22 protein-coding genes are annotated in these 20622 nt (G+C 70.2%); 8 read left to right on the forward strand and 14 right to left on the reverse strand.

Features of this window, described 5'->3' with window-relative positions; translation table 11 throughout:
- Positions 1-460, forward strand: a 460-nt coding sequence (locus GT042_RS30765) for a TetR/AcrR family transcriptional regulator C-terminal domain-containing protein (protein WP_202534230.1), incomplete at its 5' end; no start/stop codon positions are given.
- Here the strand turns inward: GT042_RS30765 and GT042_RS30770 are convergent.
- The 4 genes from GT042_RS30770 to GT042_RS30785 form a co-directional block, all read right to left on the reverse strand.
- Entirely contained in the window at positions 427-1122 is a 696-nt protein-coding gene (locus tag GT042_RS30770; RefSeq protein ID WP_161311971.1) for an MBL fold metallo-hydrolase, read from the reverse strand. The two genes, GT042_RS30765 and GT042_RS30770, sit on opposite strands and share 34 nt — an antisense overlap.
- 56 nt (positions 1123-1178) lie before the next feature.
- Positions 1179-2069 carry a hypothetical protein gene (locus GT042_RS30775; RefSeq protein WP_161311972.1) on the reverse strand — a complete coding sequence of 297 codons (891 nt, stop codon included), beginning with the start codon at positions 2067-2069 and terminating at the stop codon, positions 1179-1181.
- Positions 2070-2127: 58 nt separating this feature from the next.
- Positions 2128-2562 (reverse strand): MarR family transcriptional regulator, encoded by a 435-nt coding sequence (locus GT042_RS30780; RefSeq protein ID WP_161311973.1) that lies wholly within the window; start codon positions 2560-2562, stop codon positions 2128-2130.
- Positions 2563-2743: 181 nt separating this feature from the next.
- The gene (locus tag GT042_RS30785) at positions 2744-2959 is read right to left on the reverse strand and encodes a hypothetical protein (protein WP_161311974.1); all 216 of its coding nucleotides are present in this window, start codon (positions 2957-2959) and stop codon (positions 2744-2746) included.
- Here GT042_RS30785 and GT042_RS30790 point away from each other — a divergent pair.
- Positions 2949-3212 carry a hypothetical protein gene (locus GT042_RS30790; RefSeq protein ID WP_237531364.1) on the forward strand — a complete coding sequence of 88 codons (264 nt, stop codon included), beginning with the start codon at positions 2949-2951 and terminating at the stop codon, positions 3210-3212. The two genes, GT042_RS30785 and GT042_RS30790, sit on opposite strands and share 11 nt — an antisense overlap.
- A gap of 249 nt (positions 3213-3461) precedes the next feature.
- On the opposite strand, the gene GT042_RS30795 is transcribed toward GT042_RS30790, so the two are convergent.
- The 6 genes from GT042_RS30795 to GT042_RS30820 all read right to left on the reverse strand — a co-directional run bounded on the left by GT042_RS30795 (position 3462) and on the right by GT042_RS30820 (position 7447).
- Complete coding sequence (locus tag GT042_RS30795) at positions 3462-3755, reverse strand: hypothetical protein (RefSeq protein WP_161311976.1); 294 nt, start codon at positions 3753-3755, stop codon at positions 3462-3464.
- A 192-nt stretch (positions 3756-3947) separates the two neighbouring features.
- Entirely contained in the window at positions 3948-4673 is a 726-nt protein-coding gene (locus GT042_RS30800; RefSeq protein WP_237531365.1) for an SDR family oxidoreductase, read from the reverse strand.
- Positions 4674-4721: 48 nt separating this feature from the next.
- Positions 4722-5189 (reverse strand): helix-turn-helix domain-containing protein, encoded by a 468-nt coding sequence (locus GT042_RS30805; protein ID WP_161311978.1) that lies wholly within the window; start codon positions 5187-5189, stop codon positions 4722-4724.
- Positions 5190-5308: 119 nt separating this feature from the next.
- Positions 5309-6016 carry an SDR family oxidoreductase gene (locus GT042_RS30810; protein WP_161311979.1) on the reverse strand — a complete coding sequence of 236 codons (708 nt, stop codon included), beginning with the start codon at positions 6014-6016 and terminating at the stop codon, positions 5309-5311.
- Positions 6017-6110: 94 nt separating this feature from the next.
- The gene (locus GT042_RS30815; protein ID WP_161311980.1) at positions 6111-6578 is read right to left on the reverse strand and encodes a lipocalin-like domain-containing protein; all 468 of its coding nucleotides are present in this window, start codon (positions 6576-6578) and stop codon (positions 6111-6113) included.
- Positions 6578-7447 (reverse strand): MBL fold metallo-hydrolase, encoded by an 870-nt coding sequence (locus GT042_RS30820; protein ID WP_161311981.1) that lies wholly within the window; start codon positions 7445-7447, stop codon positions 6578-6580. Before GT042_RS30820 ends, GT042_RS30815 begins: the two co-directional genes overlap by 1 nt.
- 281 nt (positions 7448-7728) lie before the next feature.
- Here GT042_RS30820 and GT042_RS30825 point away from each other — a divergent pair, with 281 nt between their 5' ends.
- Complete coding sequence (locus GT042_RS30825; protein ID WP_161311982.1) at positions 7729-8421, forward strand: helix-turn-helix domain-containing protein; 693 nt, start codon at positions 7729-7731, stop codon at positions 8419-8421.
- Between the two features lie 24 nt (positions 8422-8445).
- Here the strand turns inward: GT042_RS30825 and GT042_RS30830 are convergent, their stop codons facing one another.
- On the reverse strand, positions 8446-9150 hold the full coding sequence (locus GT042_RS30830) for an SDR family oxidoreductase (protein WP_161311983.1): 705 nt from the start codon (positions 9148-9150) through the stop codon (positions 8446-8448).
- Between the two features lie 193 nt (positions 9151-9343).
- Between GT042_RS30830 and GT042_RS30835 the strand changes: the two genes are divergently transcribed.
- The 3 genes from GT042_RS30835 to GT042_RS30845 all read left to right on the forward strand — a co-directional run bounded on the left by GT042_RS30835 (position 9344) and on the right by GT042_RS30845 (position 11546).
- On the forward strand, positions 9344-10240 hold the full coding sequence (locus tag GT042_RS30835; RefSeq protein ID WP_161311984.1) for an NAD(P)H-binding protein: 897 nt from the start codon (positions 9344-9346) through the stop codon (positions 10238-10240).
- Between the two features lie 85 nt (positions 10241-10325).
- Entirely contained in the window at positions 10326-10841 is a 516-nt protein-coding gene (locus tag GT042_RS30840; RefSeq protein ID WP_161311985.1) for a carbonic anhydrase, read from the forward strand.
- Between the two features lie 60 nt (positions 10842-10901).
- Entirely contained in the window at positions 10902-11546 is a 645-nt protein-coding gene (locus tag GT042_RS30845; RefSeq protein ID WP_161311986.1) for a LysE family translocator, read from the forward strand.
- Positions 11547-11632: 86 nt separating this feature from the next.
- Here the strand turns inward: GT042_RS30845 and GT042_RS30850 are convergent, their stop codons facing one another.
- The 3 genes from GT042_RS30850 to GT042_RS30860 form a co-directional block, all read right to left on the reverse strand.
- Positions 11633-12466: a helix-turn-helix transcriptional regulator gene (locus tag GT042_RS30850; RefSeq protein ID WP_161311987.1), complete on the reverse strand. Its 834-nt coding sequence runs from the start codon at positions 12464-12466 to the stop codon at positions 11633-11635.
- Between the two features lie 59 nt (positions 12467-12525).
- Positions 12526-13458 carry an SDR family oxidoreductase gene (locus tag GT042_RS30855; RefSeq protein ID WP_345943981.1) on the reverse strand — a complete coding sequence of 311 codons (933 nt, stop codon included), beginning with the start codon at positions 13456-13458 and terminating at the stop codon, positions 12526-12528.
- Between the two features lie 123 nt (positions 13459-13581).
- Positions 13582-14097, reverse strand: coding sequence for a hypothetical protein (locus GT042_RS30860; RefSeq protein ID WP_161311989.1), 516 nt, complete (start codon positions 14095-14097; stop codon positions 13582-13584).
- A 97-nt stretch (positions 14098-14194) separates the two neighbouring features.
- Between GT042_RS30860 and GT042_RS30865 the strand changes: the two genes are divergently transcribed.
- Together GT042_RS30865 and GT042_RS30870 are read left to right on the forward strand one after the other, a co-directional pair.
- Positions 14195-17035 (forward strand): BTAD domain-containing putative transcriptional regulator, encoded by a 2841-nt coding sequence (locus tag GT042_RS30865; RefSeq protein WP_161311990.1) that lies wholly within the window; start codon positions 14195-14197, stop codon positions 17033-17035.
- A gap of 240 nt (positions 17036-17275) precedes the next feature.
- On the forward strand, positions 17276-20622 hold a 3347-nt coding region (locus GT042_RS30870; protein WP_161311991.1), incomplete at its 3' end, for a MinD/ParA family protein.

A 20622-nucleotide genomic window follows, 5' to 3' on the forward strand; every position in this document is an offset into this window, starting at 1 on the left:
CCGGGCGCACCCGGCCGCCGTACCGCTCGTCCTCACGCGCCGCACGTCCGGCCCGGCGGCTCTGGCCCCGGCGGAGGTCCTGGCGTCCGCCCTCACCCGCTCGGGCCTCGGCGGGGGCGATCTGCTCACCGCCTTCCGGGCGGTCATGGCCTTCGTGATGGGCCTCGCCCAGGCCGGACTCGCGGGCCCCCTGGCCCCGGAGGGCGCCGCGACCGCAGAGGCCCGGCGCATCGGCGCCCTCGCCGAGGGCACTCTCCCGGCTCTCTCCCGGCTCGCCGCCGTCAGCGCCGACCACGCGGACGAGGAGTTCGACCGGGGTCTCGCGCTCATCCTCGGGGGCATCCGGCAGGCCGCCGCGGGCGGGCACGCCGGGCCGGCGCGGGCGCAGGACGGCCCCCGAGGTCACGCTTCGGGGGCCGTCCGAGGTCACGCCTCCGGGGACAACCTCCGTACGAACTGATGGAAGCCCTCCACCCCGGCCCCCGTCAGCGGCGCGCCGTGCGCGAACCCGACAGCCCTCACGTCGTGCGGGATACGGGTCAGACTGCCGACCCGGGTGGAGGGGTCGGCGGCCATCGCCGCCGGCCCGATCTCCAGCCCGCTGCCACGATTGAAGAGCGCGTCCCCGACCAGGACGCTCCGGCTGGGCTCGTGGACCAGCACGATGTGGCCGGGCGTGTGCCCGGGGGTGTGAACGACCCGCAGACCGCCGGAGCCCTCGATCAGTTCACCGTCCGTCAGCAGCGCGTCGGGGCTGACCGGCGCCCACTGAAGCGCCGGGATCCCGTCGAGGAAGTGCCCCCACGCGCCGGAGCGTCCCCCTTTGGGAACACGACCCGTCCCCAGCCAGCCGGCGTCGGCCTCATGGATCAGGATCCGCGCGCCGGTACGGCGGCGCAGCTCCGCCGCGCCCTTGACGTGATCGGGATGGGCGTGGGTCAGCACGACGCGCTTGATGTCGCCGGGCTTGCGGCCCAGTTCGTCCACGGCGGCGAGCAGCACGCCGGGGGCCTTGGCCCAGCCGACGTCGACCAGAGTGAAGCCGTCGTCACCGTCGACCAGAAACGCGTTGTCGCGCTTGGTGGTGGCGATGAGGGCGACGCCGGTTGCCAGAGGAGGCATGGGGGTGGTTCCTTTTCTCGCGTGAGCGGCCCTGACCGGTGCTTTCGAAGAATCCGCTAGTCCAGCCGGGGAAGATCCACGACAAACACGTCGACCGGATCCTCGTTCCGGCAGGCGAGCAGGACGCTCTCCTCGCGGGGGCTGTACAGGCAGGTCAGCCCGGGATACGCGCGCCCCTCGATCGTCAGCCCGGGCCCCACGGACCAAGCGATCTGGGCCCTGTCCTGCCCCAGGGCGAAGCGTCCCCGGCCGGACAGGCGGAGGACCGACATGCGTACGTCGGCGTTCGGCCCCGCGTAGTCGAAGAACTGGCCGAGACGCTTCATCTCGACCCCGGGCCCCACCTCGTAGAAGGCGAAGGCGGCGGGGTGCATCAGAATCGGGGCGCTGTACGCCTCAGGTGGTATGACCAGCCTCTTTCCGGCGTACTCGTCGTGCAACGCCTCCACGCCGTCGCGCTCACGCCGCTCCCCCGTCTCCGGGTCGGTGTCGACGTACCGGCCGTCCTCGAACTCGCCCTTGAGCCGAAGCCTCTTCGTGGCTTCCTTGTACTTGTCGGCCCAGTCCTTGCCGCCGACCGGGTAGTCGTCGCCGAATCCGTACTGGAGGAGCAGTTGCGCGCCGTGCTCCTTCATCTGGGGCCCGTAGTAGGCGCCCTTCGGGAAATAGGCGATGTCGCCCTCGGCGATGTCCTGGCCGGGCGCGTAGTTGACCGATCCGAATTCCGTCCACCGGATCTGCTGGAAACCATGATGGTGTCGCGGGTAGCGGGCGGCGGTGCCACCGTCGAGGCTCTCCTGGTTCCGTACGAACCGGAACCTCAGGTCGTCCTTGCCCACGTCACCCAGGAGTGACTTGTGCTCGGTGTCGGAAGGGGGGCGAGCCCCCGGCCGCCCGTCCTTCGGCTTCTCACTCGCCGGGACGTCGGCGATGACTGCTATGTCCATGGGTACATCTCCCCAATCCGGCCGGTCCGGCCGATCCGGCGAGCGCGTGGTCCGCGCCTCACATCCGCTCGGCCCACCGCTCGATCAGTGGTGCGGCGGCCCGCAGCACCTCGATCTCGTCGTCGTCGAAGGCGGCGAGCAGGGCGTCGGTGAACCGGTCCGCGATCGCGCTGCTGCCCGAGCGCAGCGCCTCCTCGCCCTCCCGCGTCGGCGCCAGGAGCATGCGGCGCCCGTGCCGCGGATCGGGCGAGCGGGCGACGAAGCCTCGCTTCTCCAGCAACGCGACCGTGGAGCCCATCGCCTGCGGGGTGATCTGCTCCTGCCGCGCCAGGTCGGCCGTCGTCGCCGGGCCGGCACGGTCGAGCCGGGAGAGGACCCGCAACTCCGGGCTGGTGAGGGCCGCGTCGTCCACGCTGTCCCGGATCCGCCGTTTCAGGAGGCTGACGCTCATCAGCATCGCCGCCGCCACCTCGTACGCCTTCGTCCGCCGCATGATTGCAAGCCTAGACTTGCAACCCTGGATTGGCAATGTTGCCCCGGCATCGCTTCGGGGCGTCCGGCGCGCACGCAACGACGAGCAGGGCGCCCGGAGCCGTCGGCTCATCGTGGAGACCGCGGCGGCGATGCCGGCCGTGAGGCCGGTCGCCGGGTCCCGCGAGGCCGTACTGCTGGCCTCAGTCGCAGATCTCGACGGTGCCGACGTAGTCGAGTTTCTTTCTCAGGACGTAGCCGGTCGCGCTTCCGGAGATGACCTCGTCGACCGTGCCGTAGTAGCGGTCGTCGACGGGCGAGGGATAGCTCGCGGTCTCCTCCCGGAAGAACAGCGTCCCCGACGCGACATCGCCGAGGCGCTCCCCCTCGGCGTCCCAGATCTGGGCCTTGTTGTTCACCCGGTACTGCTGCCGCGACCCGCAGGTCCTTGTCGGTGACGGCTTCGGCGTGGGGTCCGCGGACGGGGTGGGCGGGGAAGTGGGACGCGGAAGCCGGACCGGTGGCGCGGGCGCGGGCGGGAGGACCACCGGTGCGGGTGGGACGGTCGGCGAGATGCTCGGCGAAGGGCTCGGTGCGGGAGGTGTCGTGGGACTGGTCGTGGGCGACGAGCCCGACGGTCCCGGGGGCGCGGACGGGCCGGACCGGATCTGACCTGACGCCCCCTCCGGGGTCTCGTTCCCGCTCAGAAGGACGGCCGCCAAAGCCGCCAGAACGATACCCGTCACTTTTCGCGAGAAGCCGTTGCGCTGGACGGCGTGGTCTCCGAACACGACACCTTTGGCGTCGTTCAGGTGGACGGTGTAGCGGGCGTCTCGGTCTTCGCGGCCGTCGCGTTCATCGCGGTCTTCGTGTTCATCGCGGTCTTCGTGGTCATCGCCGGAAGGCTTCATGGTCACCGGCTCAGTGGAAGTGGTTGTCCTGGCGAGCGTTGTCGCCCATCACCACGCCCTTGACCTCATGCGCGACAAGAACGTACTTGCCCGCCCGGTCGTCGCGACCGGGCCCGGCCATGGATCCGCCCGCCTCGCCCGCGTCCGTGCCGGACGGCTCCTCGTCGTCGCCGGCGGACCGCTCACGGCGTACGAAGGAGACCAGACCGTCCCACGCGTCCCCCGCGGCCCGCTGGACCGTCTGCGTCACTCCGGCCGTCGCCCCCGCCGCCAAGGCCTGGGCGACCAGTTCCATCTCGGGCATCGTTCCCCCTACACCGGCTCACCGGCCCGTACCGGCTCCACGGCGGCCCAGTATGGTCAAGACCCGGCACCGGCCCGGCACACACTCATGCCCGATACGGCACTGACCTCGGTGGATCCCGGATCGTATTCGCCCGGACGAGTGGCCCGGCCCCCGGCCGCGCCCGGCGGAAGTGGCCCGCGAGAATCCCGATCAGGCGAGCTGGTTGCGCGCGCGGATGACGATCTCGCTGACGTCGACCTCGGCGGGCTGGGCGATGGCGTACGCGATGGCGTCCGCGACGACGGCCGGCGGGAGGTTGAACTTGTCGGCCGCCGACCCCACCCGCGCCATGGTGCCGGGGTCGCCGCCTTGGAGCAGCTCGGTCTCGGCGAACGCCGGGCTGATCTCGGTCACTCTGATGTCGTCGTTCTCCTTGCGCAGGCCGTCGGAGATCGCGCGCATCGCGTACTTGGTCGCGCTGTAGACGGCCGTGGCGGGGGCGACATAGTGGGCCAGAGCCGACGTCATGTTGACGATGTGACCGGACCCTTGGGCTTTCATGAGGGGCAGAGCCGCGGCGACGCCGTGGAGGAGTCCCTTCACGTTGACGTCGATCATCTGGTTCCACTCGTCCACACGGAGGGCGGACAGCGGGGACAGGGGCATGATGCCGGCGTTGTTGACCAGGACATCGATCCGGCCGTGCCGCTCGAACGCGCCCTCGACGAACGCTTTGACACTGTCGGCGCTGGTGACGTCCAGGGCGGTGTGTTCCGCCTCGTGGCCTGCCTCCGCGAGCTCTTGGACGAGGGCTTCGAGGCGGTCCACGCGACGCGCGCCGACCACGACGAGGTGTCCGTCGGCAGCCAGTCGGCGCGCGGTGGCGGCACCGATTCCGCTACTTGCTCCGGTGATGAGGACAATCTTCGAAGTCATGGGCAGTCCAACGTTCATGGGGTTTTGGGAGCAGGGGGTTGCGAGTTCTCAGTCCTCCGACGGCGTGGCGCCGGGGCCGTACACCATCCGGACCCGCTCGGGGTCCACGGGGGCACCGCTCGCATCGACGAACGCGAGGGTGACCGGTGCCTCCGTGGCCTCGTCGACGAACAGCACCGCGGGTTCGCTGCTCACACGTTCGTGCTCATTGCCCCAGGCCGTGAACGCGGCCAGGATCGGGAGCACGTCGCGGCCGGCGGCCGTCAGGAGGTATTCGTCACGCGTGCGCTTTCCGGGTTCGCGATAGGGCCGGCGTTCCATGAGTCCCGCTTCGACGAGCGAGGCGAGACGTGCGATGAGGACATCCGTGGGCACGCCGATCTCCTTGAACTCCGCATAACGCGTACGCCCGTACAACGCCTCCCTGAGGATGAGCAGATTCCATTTCAGACCCAGTACCTCAAGGCTGTGAGCAATCGGGCAGTACCTGTTCAGCGGGAGATCCAAGATGCTCATGATTCCCATTCTAAACCTGACGCACCGAAACCAAACCGGCGCCCTCGGTCCGCGCTCTGCGGCGATTCAGGCCGGGTCGTCCACTCCTGAGGGATCCGTGGGGCCTGCCGGCGTGCTGTTCAGTGCTCGGCGGTGAGCTGGGGATAGAGGTCTTCGAGCGGGCCGGAGAGCTTCCGCTTGACCTCGTGGCTGATGTCGTCCGCGATCACTTCGAGGGCGCCCGCTTCAAGGGCGTCGAGAACAACGGTGACCATATCGGCGGGGGACGACTTCGGAACGTCGAGCTCGGCGATGAGCGGGGTGTCCATGAAGGCCATGAAAGCGCCCAGCACCTGAGTCTTCTGCGAATCCAGCTCTATTCGCAGACCGTTGGTCACCGACCAGAACGCGGACTTGGTCGAGGGATAGATCGAGGGTGTGGACAGCCAGCTGAGCGCCGAGTGGATGTCGATGAGCGCACCGCCACCATGGGATTTGAGGATCGGCGCGAACGCCTGCGCGACAGCGAGAGGACCGAACACATTCGTCTCGTAGAGCGCCCGCACGTCGTCGAACTTGATGCTCAGAAGCGGGTCGGTGTTCGTGATCGCGGCGTTGTTCACCACGATGGTGGTGTCGCCCGCCACCTCCGCCGCCGCAGCCACCGACACGGCGTCGGTGACGTCCAGCGCAAGCGGCACGACACGCTCGTCGTCCCAGATCCTCGGCCTCCTGGCGGTCGCGTAGACCTTGCGCGCTCCACGGGCGAGGGCCTGACGGACGAACTCCCCGCCCATCCCCCCGTTCGCACCCGTCACCAGTACTACGGAATCGGCGATCGCTGTCATGGAAATCCCTGCCTCACGCATCTGAATTGGTATATCCAAGCTAGCACCCCTGCATTGGATATGCCAATCCAGCCCTCCGGGATCTCCGCCCCGGCTACACCTCCGTTTCAGGTCGGTGGGCGGCAGGCCGCTCCCAGACCAGGACGGAGTGCACCGTGCCGCCCGGGAAGGGATCGTCGGCGGCCAGTGTCAGTCGAGCGCCGTCGAGGGTGGCCTCGCGGATCTGTACGGTGTCCAGCCAGGCCGGCAGGAGAGACACCTCGACATGGTGGTGGAGCGTTCTGGCCGACTCGTCCACGGTGTACCTGCCGCTGTAGGCCAGATATCCGGTCGCGGCGGCGGCTGCCTGTTCGAGGTCACCGCGGTCACCGCCGTCGCGGTCGAGCAGGTCGTAGTCCTGACGGCCCGGCCGCATGATCTGCGCCGACATGTACCCGTCCGCCGTGTACATGATGATGCCGACGGCATCGTGGCCGAGTGGATGAATGATCCCCGGCCGTTCGGTGTACTCGGCCGTGAACGACACCAGCCGCCAGGTGCCGATGACGTGGTCCGCGAGCATCACTCCGCTCCCTCGGGGATCGTCTTGAGGGGCAGCCCGAACATCAGCCAGGACTGGTGGCTGTCCCAGTGCGGGTAGAGCTTGCCCATCTCTTCGAACAGTTCCTGCTCGGAGGTGGTGGACTCCTGGAGACGGCCGAAATCGCGCAGGTAGCGCTTCGAGTCCTCGATGCACTCGGCCGTGTCCGGCGCTCCGGTCTTCTTGTGACCGGCAATCGCGATCTTCGGGTCGAGTGCCGCCAGCCGGTCGAGTGCGGCGATCCAGTTCTCCCGGCTGGCCGGTGTGGTCTCGCCGACGAACATGTGGCACTGGTTGTAGAGCACGTCGCCGCCGACGACCAGGCCGATGGAGGGCACGTGCAGCGAGGTGCTGTGCAGTCCGTCGGTACGCCCTTGCTCGATGATGCGGATTTCCGCGCCCTCGAGCGTGAAGGTGTCCGACTCGTACAGCTCGGGCAGGACGATGGTCTCGGGCAGACCGGGCCACATCTTCCGGCCGAATTCGATCAGCTCGGGCGGGGTCTGCGCGATGACCTCCATCGTGCCGGGTGTGGCGATCACTTTGGCGTCCGGGAAGCGTTCGAGCACCGGCGGCAGCCCGAAGAAGTGATCGGGGTGTCCGTGAGTGATGTACACCGTCGTGAGGTTCTTGTCGTGCAGGGCGATCCAGTTCGCCAGGGCCTCGCCCTCGGCCACGGTCGTGAGCGCGTCGACCAGTACGGCATCACGCTCGCCGTAGACGAGCGTCGCCGTGGTCGGATCCCAGCCGAACGGCGGCCCCATTTCGAAGGGGCGCTCGCCGACGGCGGGCCTGCGAGGTGCGTTGAATACGTTGACGTCCAGGCTCTTCGAAGAATTCACGTCGACCATGCTTGAGGCCTTCCTTCCATACGCCGCACATCTGTCAGGGCTACGAACGGGGCGGCGTCACGCCTTGGGGAAGTGACCTCGGAATGCGTTCCGCCGCTTGGCCGGACACTGTTCACCAGGATCAACTCGTCCTCCTGAACGTAAGCTCGCCCATTGCATCGGGCAACCGAAGAGTGACGGTCACGGTGCGTGGAAACTCCCACCACGCAACTTCATCTTTGCAAGCAAAACCTTTGAAACTGATGTAAGCATTGACGATGCAAGCTTGATACTATTGCTGCATGAAACGTCGCGATTTCGGGCAGTACTGCGGCCTCGCCCGGGCCCTGGAGTTGGTCGGCGAGCGCTGGGCCCTGTTGATCGTTCGCGATCTGTCGGTACAGCCACAGCGGTACACGGACCTGCTCAACGGCTTGCCGGGCATCCCGACCAACGTGCTCTCCACCCGGCTCAAAGAGCTCGAGGAGGCGAACCTGGTCGAGCGCCGCATCGCACCGGCGCCGCAGCGTGGTGTCCTGTACGCCCTGACGCCCGTCGGACGTGACCTCGAACCAGCGATCCTTGCCCTCGGGCTCTGGGGAGCGGGCCAGCTCGAAGAGCCCCGGCCCGGCGACATCGTCACCCCGGGCTCGGTGACCCTGTCACTTCGCGGCGTGTTCGATCCGGAAGCGGCGGCCGGACTGACCGCGTCCTGGGAGATCCGCTCCCCCGACATGGTGCTGCACGCCGTCGTCACCGACGGAAGACTCGACGCCGGCGTCGGCCCGTCGCCCGGCCGGCCCGACCTGGTCATCACCTTCGACCCGGACGGGCTGGCCTCCTACCGGGCGCTGATGCGAGCCGCCAAGTGCGGGCTGGTCGAACTGGACGGACCGCCCGCACTCCTCGACACCTTCATCAGTGTGTTTCCCCTCCCCAGGAACGACACCAGGAACGACACCCGAACCACGGCCGGCCTCGCCGAGCAGAACTAGGCCCCTCGCGAGGTGACCGCTGGGCTACTTCGGTGCCAGCGTCGGGTACAGGGCGGTCACCGGGTGGGACAGGGCGCCGTGCACCTTCCTGGCCGTCTCGTCCGGGATCAGTTCGAACTCCCCGGATTCGAGCGCGTCGAACGTGGCGGCGGCGATGTCCGACGGCTTGTTCATCCCCGCGCGGTCCGCGCCCGGCTGCATCGGCGTGTCGATCGGCCCGGGGTAGACACCCAGGACGTGGACGCCGTCCGGAGCGAGTTCGAGCCGCAAGGCGTTCGTGGCCATCCACAGCCCCGCCTTGGAGACGCTGTGGGCCTTGCCGACGGCGAACCAGCTGAGCACGGAACCGACATTGACGAGCGCACCCTTCGCCGAGCGAAGCGCGGGAGCGAAAGCACGTGCCGTCAGGATCGGGCCCAGCAGGTTCGCGTCGATCGTGACCCGTACCTCGTCGACGGGAGCCGTCAGCAGGTCTCCGCGCGGGAACGTGGCGGCGTTGTTGATCAGGATCGAGATGTCACCGGCCTGAGCCTTCGCCTCCTCGACCGAGGCCGGGTCGGAGACGTCCAGCGTCAGGGGCACCACACGCTCGTCGTCCCACTGCCGGGGATGACGCGCCGTGGCGTAGACGCGGCGAGCGCCGCGCTCGAGGGCGAGGGCGACGTAGGCGGTTCCCAGTCCGCCGTTGGCACCTGTGACGAGAACTGTTGCGTCTTTGAGTGATGTCATGCTTCGAGCATAGGTCGACACTTCATTTTTGCAAGTTCAGTCTACCCAATGCAGTTCACATCGATCTGGAGAGTAGACTCGGGACGCGTCTCAGCCCCGACCGCCAGCCCGACCGCCAGCCCGACCGCTGATGTCGGACCGGCCCTCGCGGCCCCGGCAACACATCACGTGAACAGCTCACCTGGAGGACCGCATGCCGTCTTCGACCGATACCAGGACCGTCCTCGTGACAGGCGCGACCGGCAATACCGGGCAGGCCGCCGTCAAGGAGAGCCTCGCGCTCGGCATGCGGGTACGGGCCCTCGTGCGCGGCCACGACGAGCGCTCCGAGGCCCTGGCCGATCTCGGCGCGGAGATCGTCGTCGGCGATCTGCTGGAGATCAACACCGTGCGCCCGGCCATGGAGGGTGCCGACGCGGCGTACTTCGTCTTCCCGATCGACTCCGGTCTCGTCCACGCCGCCGTCAACTTCGCGCAGTCCGTGAAGGAGACCGGTGTGCGCACCGCTCTCCACCTGTCGCAGCGCTCCGTGAACCGCGAGTCCGTCAGCCCCTCCTGTCGCGACACGTACCTCGCCGAAGAGGTGTTCAACTGGTCGGGGCTGGACGTGACACACCTGCGCCCGACCATGTTCCTGGACCAACTGCTCTACCCGTGGGTGCTCGCTCCCCTTCAGCAGGGCGTCCTGCGCATGCCGGCCGGACAGGGCCGCTGCGCCCCGGTCGCGACCCAGGATCAGGGCCGTGCCATCGGCGCGCTGCTGAAGGATCCCGACAAGCGCGTCGGCAGGGTCACCGCACTGTCCGGCCCGGTCGAGATGGACTTCGAGCAGCTGGCCGCCGAACTGTCCGACGCGCTCGGCAGGAAGATCGTCTTCCAGGATCTGCCCCTGGAGGAGTACGCGGCCGACCTGCGCGAGCTCGGCCTCGCGCCGTTCCTCGTCGACAGCATCAGCGGCATCATGGCCGACTACCAGGACGGCCGTATGGCCGGCTCCGACGACAACATCGAGAAGATCACCGGCAAGCGGTCCATGACCGTCGGCGAGTTCGCCCGCGCACACGCCCACGTCATCAACGCCGGTCGCTGATCACGCTCGCAAGGATGCGGTCCCGAGGTTAGCGTGATCACGCGGAGCCGGACCCGAATCTTCCAAGATCTCTGAGGAGCGCCTCGTGGGTACTGTCGAGACCCTTACCGGCCGGAACAAGAAGTTCGCCGAATCCGAGTACGACGCGAGCCTGCGTATGCGGCCCGCACTCGCGACGATCGTCATCGGCTGCGTCGACGCACGTGTCGACCCGGCCGTGGTGCTCGGTGCGGCTCCAGGGGAGATCATGGCGATCCGCAATGTCGGCGGGCGCGTCACTCCTCGTACTCTCGAAGAGCTCTTCATGCTCCGTAACGTCGCACAGGCGGTCGACGACGACATCGATTCCGACTGGGACCTGATCGTCCTGCAACACACCCAGTGCGGCATCAGAAGGATCGGCGATCGCCCCGAATTGCTCGCGCCCTACTTCGACGTCTCCGAGAACCGTCTGGCCACGATGCTGGTCGACGACCCGTACGGCGCGGTCGCCCTGGACGTCTCGGTGCTGCGCGCCGACGAGCGCCTCGGGAGTGCGCGCGTCTCGGGCCTCGTCTACGACGTCGCGACCGGACGCGTCGAGACAGTGGCCACCCGCTGACCTGGGCCGGACCGCCCCGGTCGGCGGGTGGTTGAATGGCGCCCCAAGGGGGTGCCCGACATGGTGTCGACCGACCGCTTTCTCGCCTTCGCCGCGATGTCCCTGCTGGTGATCGTGATCCCGGGGCCGAGCGTGCTCTTCGTGATCGGACGGGCGCTGGCCCTCGGCCGGCGGGCGGCGCTGGCGAGCGTCCTCGGCAATGTCATGGGCTCGTACGCCCTGGTCGTGGCGGTCGCGCTGGGGATCGGCGCGCTCGTGGAGCGCTCGGTGACGGTGTTCCTGGTCGTGAAGCTGGCCGGTGCCGCGTACCTCGTGATCCTGGGCGTTCAGGCCTTCCGGCACCGGAAGTCGATGCGGGCCTCCACGATGTCCGCGCCTGTCGGCCCCGCGCGCGGGGATCTGCGTACCGTCGCGGACGGATTTGTCGTCGGGATCACCAACCCGAAGGGCGTGGTGTTCTTCGCGGCCGTACTGCCGCAGTTCGTGGACCACTCGGCCGGCCAGGTGCCGGCGCAGATGCTGTTGCTGGGTCTGGTACCGATCACCATCGGCCTGATCACGGACACCCTCTGGGGACTGGGCGCCTCGGCGGCCCGCGACTGGTTCGCCCGCTCGGACCGCAGGCTCTCGGTGGTGGGGGGCGCGGGCGGATTCGCGATGATCGGCCTGGGTGTGACGGTCGCGGCGACGGGGCGCGCGGACTGAGCCGCGATCGCGCTCCTGACATACACCCCAGGACACTCAGGGCCGCTCTCAGGCCGGCCCTGAGAGCGGCCCTCAGGGCGGAAGGATCACACGCGGTGCTCGCCGCCCACGGACAGCGAGCGCATCTTCTCGTCACTCTCCGACCCGGGTGCGGCGGTGAAGACCTGTAGGGCCTGAGACCGGTCGGGGTCCATCAAGGTCTGGCAGTGAAGCTCCAGCAGTCCGAGTTCCGGATGCAGGATGCGTTTCGGGGCGCAGTACGACTCCAGCACCGGATGCTCCCGCCACAGCAGGGCGAATTCCGCGCTGGCGGGCAGCAGCGCGTCCACGACGGCCGCGGCGCGCGAGCCCTTGCCGTCCCTGGCGTAGGTCGCGTGCAGGTGTGACGCGAGGGCGCGGCTGTGCGCCGGGTGATCGTCCTTGGGATGGATCACCCGGGTCCCCGGGTCGGTGAACCAGCGGTAGTGCAGACTGCGGGCCAACCCGGTGTGGCGCGTCTCGTCTCCCAGCAGGGCGACCGCCGGGGCGGTCTGCCGGAGTGTCTCCCCGAGCAGGGTCACCACCTGGGCGGGAGTGTCGGCCAGCCGGTCGAGGATGCGCAGGGTTCCTGGTTCGATACGGTCGCTCCGGCCGGCCCGGCGCGGAGTCGCGTAGCCGCCGAGCCGGAACAGGTGGTCACGCTCCTCGGCGGAGAGGTGCAGACCTCGGGAAATCGATGTGAGCATCTGTTCCGACGGATGCGGTCCTCGCTCCTGTTCCAGCCGGCTGTAGTAGTCGGTCGACACGGCGCACAGCGCGGCCACCTCCTCACGCCGGAGCCCGGCCGTCCGCCGTCGCCGCCCCCGGGGCAGTCCCACGTCCTCCGGTTGCAGCGTGTCGCGCCGGGTGCGGAGGAATGTCGCGAGTCGGGCCCTGTCCATGGGGAAAGTATCCTCGAAAGCGCCCCGGGCGCGAACACGTCAGGACCCGTCAAGACACGTCAGGACCCGTCGAAGGTGACCCGGGTCAGCCGCTCCGACATGTCCCAGAGCCTTGTCGCCGCTGCTTCGGAACGGGCTGCCTTGTAGACGCTCAGCTCGGTCGGGCGGCCGGTGAACTGCCCGAAACCGTCGGGGCCGTAGAAACGACCGCCCTGGGCGCCCTGCCCGGCCGCCGCGTACGCCACGGGAAGCACCCCCGCCTTGACACCGTGTACGAGGACACCGAGGCGGGCCAGCCGGGTCATGACGGCCTCGTACGGCGACGGGCGGCTGCGGCCCAGGTTGGGACCGGACGCGTACAGGTTCGTCACGGTGGTGCCCGGATGAGCGGCGTTACTGGTGATGCCCCACTCCCCCGCCTCGCTGCGCCGGTCCAGTTCGAGGGCGAACAGCAGGTTGGCGAGCTTGGACTGTCCGTAGCCGCCTACCGGCGAATACTTCCGCTCGCTCTGCGGATCCTCCCAGTTGATCCTGCCCGAGCGGGCGGCGCTGCTGGTGAGGGTGGTGACCCGGGCCCGGCCGGCGCGCAGCAGGGGGAGGATCCGGCCGGTGAGCGCGAAGTGCCCCAGGTGGTTCGTGCCGAGCTGGAGCTCGTAGCCGTCCGCTGTCGTGTGCCGCGTGGCCGGTGCCATCACGCCGGCGTTGTTGACCAGGATGTCGACCGGCCGCCCCACCTCGCTCAGTTGCGTCGCGAAGGCGGCGACCGACGCCAGCGACGCGAGGTCGAGCACGCGGACGGAAACGGCGGCGCCCGGCACGGCTGCCCGGATCTTCCCGACGGACGCGGCGCCCTTGTCCGGATTCCGCACCGCCAGGACCACCTCGGCCCCCGCCCGGGCCAGCTTCCCGGCCAGCGCCAGGCCGATGCCGTCGCTCGCGCCGGTCACCACCGCGAGCCTTCCGGTCAGGTCGGGTACGGTCACATCGATCACTACGGACTCCCTGGTCAACGGCTTCCTCGGCGGTGTCAGCCTCGCAGCGTTGCCCGGGCGCATCCATGTCGTGCCAGGCCCTGGATAACACCACCGCAGTCACCCGGGCCGGAAGGGAAGACGCTAGTAGTTGAACTGGATGCGGCCCCCGATTCCCGCGTCGCCGCTCTGGCTCCGGCGGATGCATTCGAGCTGGATCTCCGGGTCGCGCCCGGCGTTGCCCAGCCATGTCCAGAGCTTGTACGTGGGGTCGATGTACCTCGCGTCGAAGGTTCCTCCGTTCACGATGATGCGACAGGCTTCCCCGCCGGCCGCGTGATTGTCGACCAGGAGATGAACGCTCGGAGAGACACCGTTCAGTTCCCACGTCCAGGCGGCGGGGTAGTGGCTCGACGTCAGGCTGCACCTCCTCCACACGTTCGCCGCCCCGCAGTAGAACGACGAACTGATCGATTCCTGGACGCCCGCGGGCGCGAGCGCGCTCGCCGGCGCGGGAACCGCCTGTGCTCCTGGTGCCGTCGCCAGGAATGTGGCGGTGACGGCCGCTCCGAACAGACTGCCGATGAACTTCCTCATTTTTCCGTCCTCCGTGTTGATGCCGCTCTCGACGGCGATCACCGTCTCGCGTGCCGTCCCCACGGCGTCATCACCTCGTCACCGTCACCGTTGAGGGGCCGTTCCCGTGGACGCTATGCTCTGGTTCGGTCGCTTTCGGTGATGGGGGGACGTGCGGGGGATGGACTTTCGCGTACTCGGCGCGCTCGAGGTCTGGGCCGGCCAGGATCGGCTGCCGGTGCCCGGAGCCCGTCGGCAGCGGGTCCTGGCCGCGTTGCTGCTGGCACCGAACGCGGTGGTGCCGCTGTCCAGGCTCGCGGAGATGACCTGGGACGACGAACCGCCCGCCACGGCCGTCAAACAGTTACGGAACTCCGTCTCGGCCCTGCGTGAGCGGTTGGGCGACACCGGGCAGCGGCTCATCCGCACCGAGGAACCCGGCTACCTGATCCGCGTCGGGCAGGAGGATCTCGACTCGCTCCGCTTCGCCGCCGGAGTCGCCGAGAGCCGCCGCCACGCCTCGGAGGGCAGGCTCGAACGGGCAGTCGGGGTGATCCGGACGGCGCTGGACCTCTGGCGGGGGACCGCGCTCGACGGCCTGGGCACCGCGGCGTTGACCAGATCCGCCGTACGGCTGGACGAGCAGCGGCTCAGCGCGCTGGAGCTGTCCGTCACCTGGCGGATGGAACTCGGCGAGCACCGCGAAGTGGCCGACGACCTGGCGGATCTCGTACACGACCATCCCTTGCGCGAAGGGCTGCACGCGCAGCTGATGACGGCGCTGGACCACTGCGGCCGACGCGCGGACGCGCTGCACGTCTTCCACCGCCTCAGAACCCGCCTCGCCGAGGAACTCGGGGTCGGCCCCGGGCCGGACGTAGCGCGGCTGCACGAGCAGATCCTGCGCGGTGAACCACGACGCCCTCGGGGCAGCGGCACCCGGGCTGTCCGCACCGTACCCGCCCCCCGGCCGTCCCGGGACGTCGCCCCGACCGTGCCACGGCAACTGCCGCAGACCATCCGCGATTTCACCGGCCGCGCCGACCATCTGGCGGCGCTCGACGCCCTGTTACCGCCGGCCAACGGGCAGGCCGTGGTGATCTCCGCACTCGACGGATCGGGCGGGGTGGGCAAGACGACGCTCGCCGTGCACTGGGCCCACCGCGTCCAGGACCGGTTCCCCGACGGCACCCTCCACACCAACCTTCGTGGTTACGGTCCCGGCAAGCCCGCGAGCCCGGACGAGACACTCGACGACTTCCTGGTCGCACTCGGCGTACACCCGGCGGCGGTACCCACAGGGACCGGCGCCCGCTCGGGGCTCTTCCGCACGCTCGCGGCGGGCCGGCGCATGCTGATCGTGCTGGACAACGCCAACAGCGCCGAGCAGGTCCGGCCGCTGCTGCCCGGAGCACCCGGCTGCATGGTGCTGGTGACCAGCCGCGACAGCCTGACCGGCCTGGTGGTCACCGAAGCCGCGCACCGGCTCACCCTCGACGTGCTGTCCCCGGCCGAGGCCCTGAACCTGGTCGTCGGCATCATCGGCCCCGCGCGGGCCCGAGCGGAACCGGCCGCGGTGGAGAACCTCGTCCGGCTGTGCGCGCGCCTGCCGCTGGCACTGCGGATCGCCGCCGGGCGCGCGGCCGCCTACGAGCACGCCTCCGTCGCCGACATCGTCACCGAACTCGCCCACGACAACTCCAGACTCGACGCGCTCAGTTGGGGCAAGGATCCCTACGCCGCGGTCCGCAACGTGCTCGACTGGTCGTACGAACAGCTGACCCCCCGGCAGGCGAACCTGTTCCGGCGCCTCGGCCTGCACCCCGGCCCGGACCTCTCCACGCCCGCCGCGGCGGCCCTCGCGCACCTGGCACCGGACGAGGCGCGGCATCTGCTCAACGCACTGGCCGACGCGCACCTCATCGAACCCGTCACGCACGACCGGTACCGCTTCCACGACCTGCTCCGCGCCTACGCGGACGAGCTGGCCGGCCGCCACGACAGCGAGAACGAGCGCCGCCACGCCCTCGACGCCATGCTCACCTGGTACAGCCACACCGCCCACACCGCCGACCGCCGGCTCTACCCCACCTGCACCCGCCTGGTGACGAACCCCGCGAAGCCCGCCCACCCCCACCCCATGCCCGACCGTGACCACGCCTGGGCCTGGTTCACCGCCGAACGAGACAATCTGGTCGCCGCCCTGCACCACGCCGTCGACCGCACCATGGACCGCTACGCCCTCCACCTCGTCGACGCACTCGGCTTCCTCGTCCTCATGGGCAGTTGGGAGGAACGCGTCGACACCGCCACCGCGGCCCTGCTCGCGGCGCGGCGGTCCGGCCGCGCCGAACACGAAGCCAACGCTCTGCTCGCCCGCGGAGAGGCACTGGCGCACCTGCAACACCCCGACGCCCAGGCCGATCTCACCCGCGCCTCCACACTCGCCCGGGACGTCGGCAACGTCCACCTCCAGATCGCCGCCCGTACCGAGCTCGGCCAACTACTGCGCCGGCAGACCCGGTTCCACGAAGCACTGCACCACTTCGACGAAGTGTGCGCACTCAGCAGAGGATTCGACACCGGCCGCTGGGAAGCGGTCGCGGAAGGCAACCTCGCCACACTCCACGCCGATCTCGGCAACCACCACCAAGCCGTCGACCACGGAACACGGAGCGCGACGCTGCGCCACCAACTCGGCGACACCGACGGCGAGGCGTGCGCACACGCGGCCATCGCCAAGGGCTGGCAGGGCATCGGCGACCACGACATGGCGATCATCCACTGCCGACGCGCCGTCGCGCTCGGCCGGGCGTCTCTCGGCAGCCAGGACGAGACGCTCGCCTGGCCCCTCGCGGTCCTTGCCACCTCGCTGCTCCACCTCGGACGGGTGAACGACGCCGTCGACTGCTGGCAGGAAGCTGCCGCGATCTACACCGACCGAGGACTGGACGCCGACGCCGCCACGATGCACCACCACATCCGTACGGCGGACCAACTGTCCGCCCCACCCCTCGTGTGACCTCCGGCGAGCGTGCCACGCACCGGGCACCGCCCGTACGGCGAACCCCCGGCGGACCCTGCCGCGTCATGGACGACGGCGCGGGGAATCTCCGCGTGACCGACAACAGTCGCCGTTCAACAGCGAATTGAGACCACCGTCGGACGACAGGGCCGGGTGGTGTACCCGTGCGTTCGGGTCGGCTGTGCTTCTATGGAAACAGCCTCAGCCGTGGAGAGGCGCGAAGGGGGGACGGGCTGAATGCTGGACGACGCCTCCCTCGTCGCGGCGGCAGCAGCCGGCGCGGCCGTTGCCGAAGCGACCACCACCGACCAGTGGACGGTCGTGCGCGGTTGGGCGGCGCGGTTCCTCGCCAGGGGCGACCTCCGGGCCGAGCAGGAGCATCTGAAGCGTCTGGACCTGAGCGCGGCCGCCGTGCGGCAGGCGCACGATCCCGAATTACGCGTCAGGGTGGAGGCCGCCCTCCAGACGCGGTTCGAGCTGCTGCTGGAGGAATCCCCGGGCGTCGAACGCGCCGAACGCGCAACGGAGTTGTTCCGCCTGGCCCAGCTGAGCCGGAGCCCGTACGCCACCGTGACAGCACCCGCGACAGCCGGCGCGGTCTCGTTCGACGGGGGAACGGGCTCGCCCGTGACGCTGGTGGGGCGGATCCCGTCCGAGGCGGTGCCGTTCCGTCATCGTGCCGAGGCCGCCCTGCTCGACGGCGCGCCGTCGAGCCACGTGCTCGCCGGTCCTGCGGGAACGGGCAAGACGCAGCTGGCCGCGCACCTCGCCCGGCGCGCTCTGCGGGACGGCTCGGCCGACCTGGTGGTGTGGGTGAACGCCGCGAGCGGCGACGCGCTCGTCTGCGGCTACGCCGACGCCGCAGCGGCCACCACCGACCACGACCCCGGCCAGCCGGAACGCTCCGCCGAGGCATTCCGCTCCTGGCTGAGCTGGACCGACCGGCGCTGGCTGGTGGTCCTCGACGGGGTGCCGGACACAGCCAACCTGCACGGTCTGTGGCCGCCGGCACGGCCCAACGGCAGGGTCCTGGTCACCGCCCGGCGCGCCACGTCCCTGCCGGACGGCGGCGGATGCTCGGAGATCGGTCCGTACCTCCCCGAGGAGGCGGCCGACCAGCTGACGCGCGAACTCCTCCGCCACGGCCGTGTGGACGATCCCGCCGATGTCGCGGCACTCGCCGCCGGTCTCCGACAGCACCCGTCGGCGCTGTCCACGGCTGCCGCGTGCATGGCACATTCCGGACTGACCTGCGCCGCCCACCACGACTTGCTCACCCGACTGGCCGGTCCCGGCGGGGCCGGGCCCACCCGCGACGCGGTCACCGCCGGCTGGTGGCTGGCGGTCGAGACGGCGGACCGTCAGTGCGCCGGCCTGGCCCGTCCCGTGCTCGAACTGGCCGCCGTACTCGATCCGCACGGTGTGCCGGTCGCGGTGCTCACGAGTCGTCCCGCCCTGCGCTACCTCGCGCTCCGAAGAGGGCGGCAGGCCCCGGAGGCGTCCCTCCCGGTCGAGGCCCGGGACGTTCTGGACGCCCTCGATGTGCTGCGCCGGCTGCGTCTGGTGGAGCCCGACAGCGACACGGCGCATCCGGCCGTGCGGCTGAGCACCCTGGTGCAGACGGCCGTGCGCAGAGCGGTGCCCGCCGAGGCACGGGACGCCTTGTTCCTGAGCGCGGCCGACGCGTTGCATACGCTGTGGCGCACGGCGTCCGACCAGCCGCGGTCCCTCCTGTGCCGTGCGCTGCGGTCGGGAGCGGACCTGCTGACCGGGCACGCCGGGGAGGCACTGTGGCGGTCCCACTGCCATGCGCTGCTCTTCCAGGTGGGCCGCAACCTCATCGACGCCGGGATGGTCCGGGCGGCCCGTATCCGCTGGGACTGGCTGTACGCCCGGCTGGACCAGCGCTTCGGCCCGGACCACGCCGACACCCTCGCCGCCCGCGGGTACCAGGCACGGGTGCGCGGCGCCTCGCAGGACGCGGCCGGCGCCGTCGCCGCCTATCGTGAGCTCCTCCACGACCTGGAGCGAGTGCTCGGCCTGGACAACCCCGACGTGTTCACCGTCCGGGACAATCTCGCCCGCTGGCAGGGCATCGCGGGCGATCCGGCCAGAGCGGCGGTGGCGTACACCGAACTGCTGGCCGACCGGCTGCCCGTACTGGGTCCGGCGCATCCCGACACGCTCCTCACTCGCCACAACATCGCGCTCTGGCGGGGCCGGGCCGGCGACGCGGCGGGCGCGGCGGCGGCGTACGCCGAACTCCTCGACGACATGGGGCGGGCGTTCGAGGCGAACCACCCGGCCGTTCTGGAGATCCGCGACCAACTGACCGAGTGGCGGAACAGGGCGGCCGACGTGGCCGCGGCCGCCCGTGTCCCCGCGACCACGGGACCCCGCCCCGACCAGCTCGAACCGGGCCTCTGGTCCCCTCCGGCGGCTGACGACGGGATCCGCCCGCCGGCGGAGGGCACCCCTCTCTCCGCCCAGCAGCTGCTGCTGGAACCGCCGTGGTTCTCCCGGCTGCGCCGTCTGCTGACCCAGCGCGGCAGACCGGCCGCCGAAGGGCCCCCGTCCGTCGCGGGGCCCGGCTCCCCGATCGCCGGATGCCACCGTGTCTCGGTGATCAGCCTGAAGGGCGGGACGGGCAAGACCACCACGGCCGCCGCGCTCGGCGCGACCTTGGCCGGCCTGCGCGACGAGCCGGTGATTGCCGTCGACGCCTCCCCCGAAGGCGGCACCCTCGGCCATCGGGTTCACCGGGAGAACGACTCCACCATTCTGGATCTCCTCGCCGCCCTCCCGGAGCTGGACGGCCACGACGACATCCGCAGGTTCACCTCGACCGGCCCCAACGGTCTGGAGGTCCTGGCCCACGACGTCACACCCACGCTCTCCACGCCCTTCGGCACCCAGCAGTACCACCGGGTCGTCGACGCCCTGAGCCGTGCCTACTCCCTCGTCGTCACCGACTCCGGCACCGGCCTGATGCAGGAAGCCCTGCGCGGAGTGCTGGCGCGCACCGACCAGTTGGTGGTGGTCGCCACCGCGAGCGTCGACGGCGCGGCCGTCGCCGACGTGACCCTGGACTGGCTCTCCCAGCACGGTCACGCCGAATTGGCGCGGCGCGCCCTCGTGGTCCTCTCGGCCGTGCACCCCGGCCCCACGCTGGTCAGGACCGACCGCATCGTCGAGCACTTCTCCGGGCGCTGCCACGGAGTCGTCACGATCCCCTTCGACGCGCACCTCGCCACCGGCGCCGAACTCGACCTGACCCAGTTGCGGGCCGACACGCGGCGGGCATACGCCGAACTGGCCTCTCTGGTGGCGACAGGGTTCCCCCATGCGCCGGGCAATCGGAAGAAACAGGGCGATCCGACGGAGCCGCCCGCCGCAGTCGTACGATCCGAACCACATACGCGACCCGCCGCGGTCACAGCACCCGAACCGCCCGTGGAACCCGCCGCGGTCACGGCACCCGAACCGCCCGCAGAAACCGCCGCGGTCGCGGGGTTCTGCGCCCCTGAGCCCCCCTGCGTCTCCGCCGCTCCTCCCGCGCCCGCACCCGCGCCGGCCGGCGCGCC

Source organism: Streptomyces sp. SID3212 (assembly GCF_009865405.1).
Classification (GTDB): domain Bacteria; phylum Actinomycetota; class Actinomycetes; order Streptomycetales; family Streptomycetaceae; genus Streptomyces.

Coding starts and splice junctions, on each gene's coding strand:
- GT042_RS30780 (WP_161311973.1), bottom strand. CDS start 2,562: ATGCGGCGGACGAAGGCGTACGAGGTGGCGGCGGCGATGCTGATGAGC.
- GT042_RS30835 (WP_161311984.1), top strand. CDS start 9,344: ATGCCGTCTTCGACCGATACCAGGACCGTCCTCGTGACAGGCGCGACC.
- GT042_RS30805 (WP_161311978.1), bottom strand. CDS start 5,189: ATGAGCATCTTGGATCTCCCGCTGAACAGGTACTGCCCGATTGCTCAC.
- GT042_RS30845 (WP_161311986.1), top strand. CDS start 10,902: ATGGTGTCGACCGACCGCTTTCTCGCCTTCGCCGCGATGTCCCTGCTG.
- GT042_RS30810 (WP_161311979.1), bottom strand. CDS start 6,016: ATGACAGCGATCGCCGATTCCGTAGTACTGGTGACGGGTGCGAACGGG.
- GT042_RS30770 (WP_161311971.1), bottom strand. CDS start 1,122: ATGCCTCCTCTGGCAACCGGCGTCGCCCTCATCGCCACCACCAAGCGC.
- GT042_RS30815 (WP_161311980.1), bottom strand. CDS start 6,578: ATGCTCGCGGACCACGTCATCGGCACCTGGCGGCTGGTGTCGTTCACG.
- GT042_RS30865 (WP_161311990.1), top strand. CDS start 14,195: ATGGACTTTCGCGTACTCGGCGCGCTCGAGGTCTGGGCCGGCCAGGAT.
- GT042_RS30830 (WP_161311983.1), bottom strand. CDS start 9,150: ATGACATCACTCAAAGACGCAACAGTTCTCGTCACAGGTGCCAACGGC.
- GT042_RS30795 (WP_161311976.1), bottom strand. CDS start 3,755: ATGCCCGAGATGGAACTGGTCGCCCAGGCCTTGGCGGCGGGGGCGACG.
- GT042_RS30800 (WP_237531365.1), bottom strand. CDS start 4,673: ATGACTTCGAAGATTGTCCTCATCACCGGAGCAAGTAGCGGAATCGGT.
- GT042_RS30775 (WP_161311972.1), bottom strand. CDS start 2,069: ATGGACATAGCAGTCATCGCCGACGTCCCGGCGAGTGAGAAGCCGAAG.
- GT042_RS30825 (WP_161311982.1), top strand. CDS start 7,729: ATGAAACGTCGCGATTTCGGGCAGTACTGCGGCCTCGCCCGGGCCCTG.
- GT042_RS30850 (WP_161311987.1), bottom strand. CDS start 12,466: ATGGACAGGGCCCGACTCGCGACATTCCTCCGCACCCGGCGCGACACG.
- GT042_RS30820 (WP_161311981.1), bottom strand. CDS start 7,447: ATGGTCGACGTGAATTCTTCGAAGAGCCTGGACGTCAACGTATTCAAC.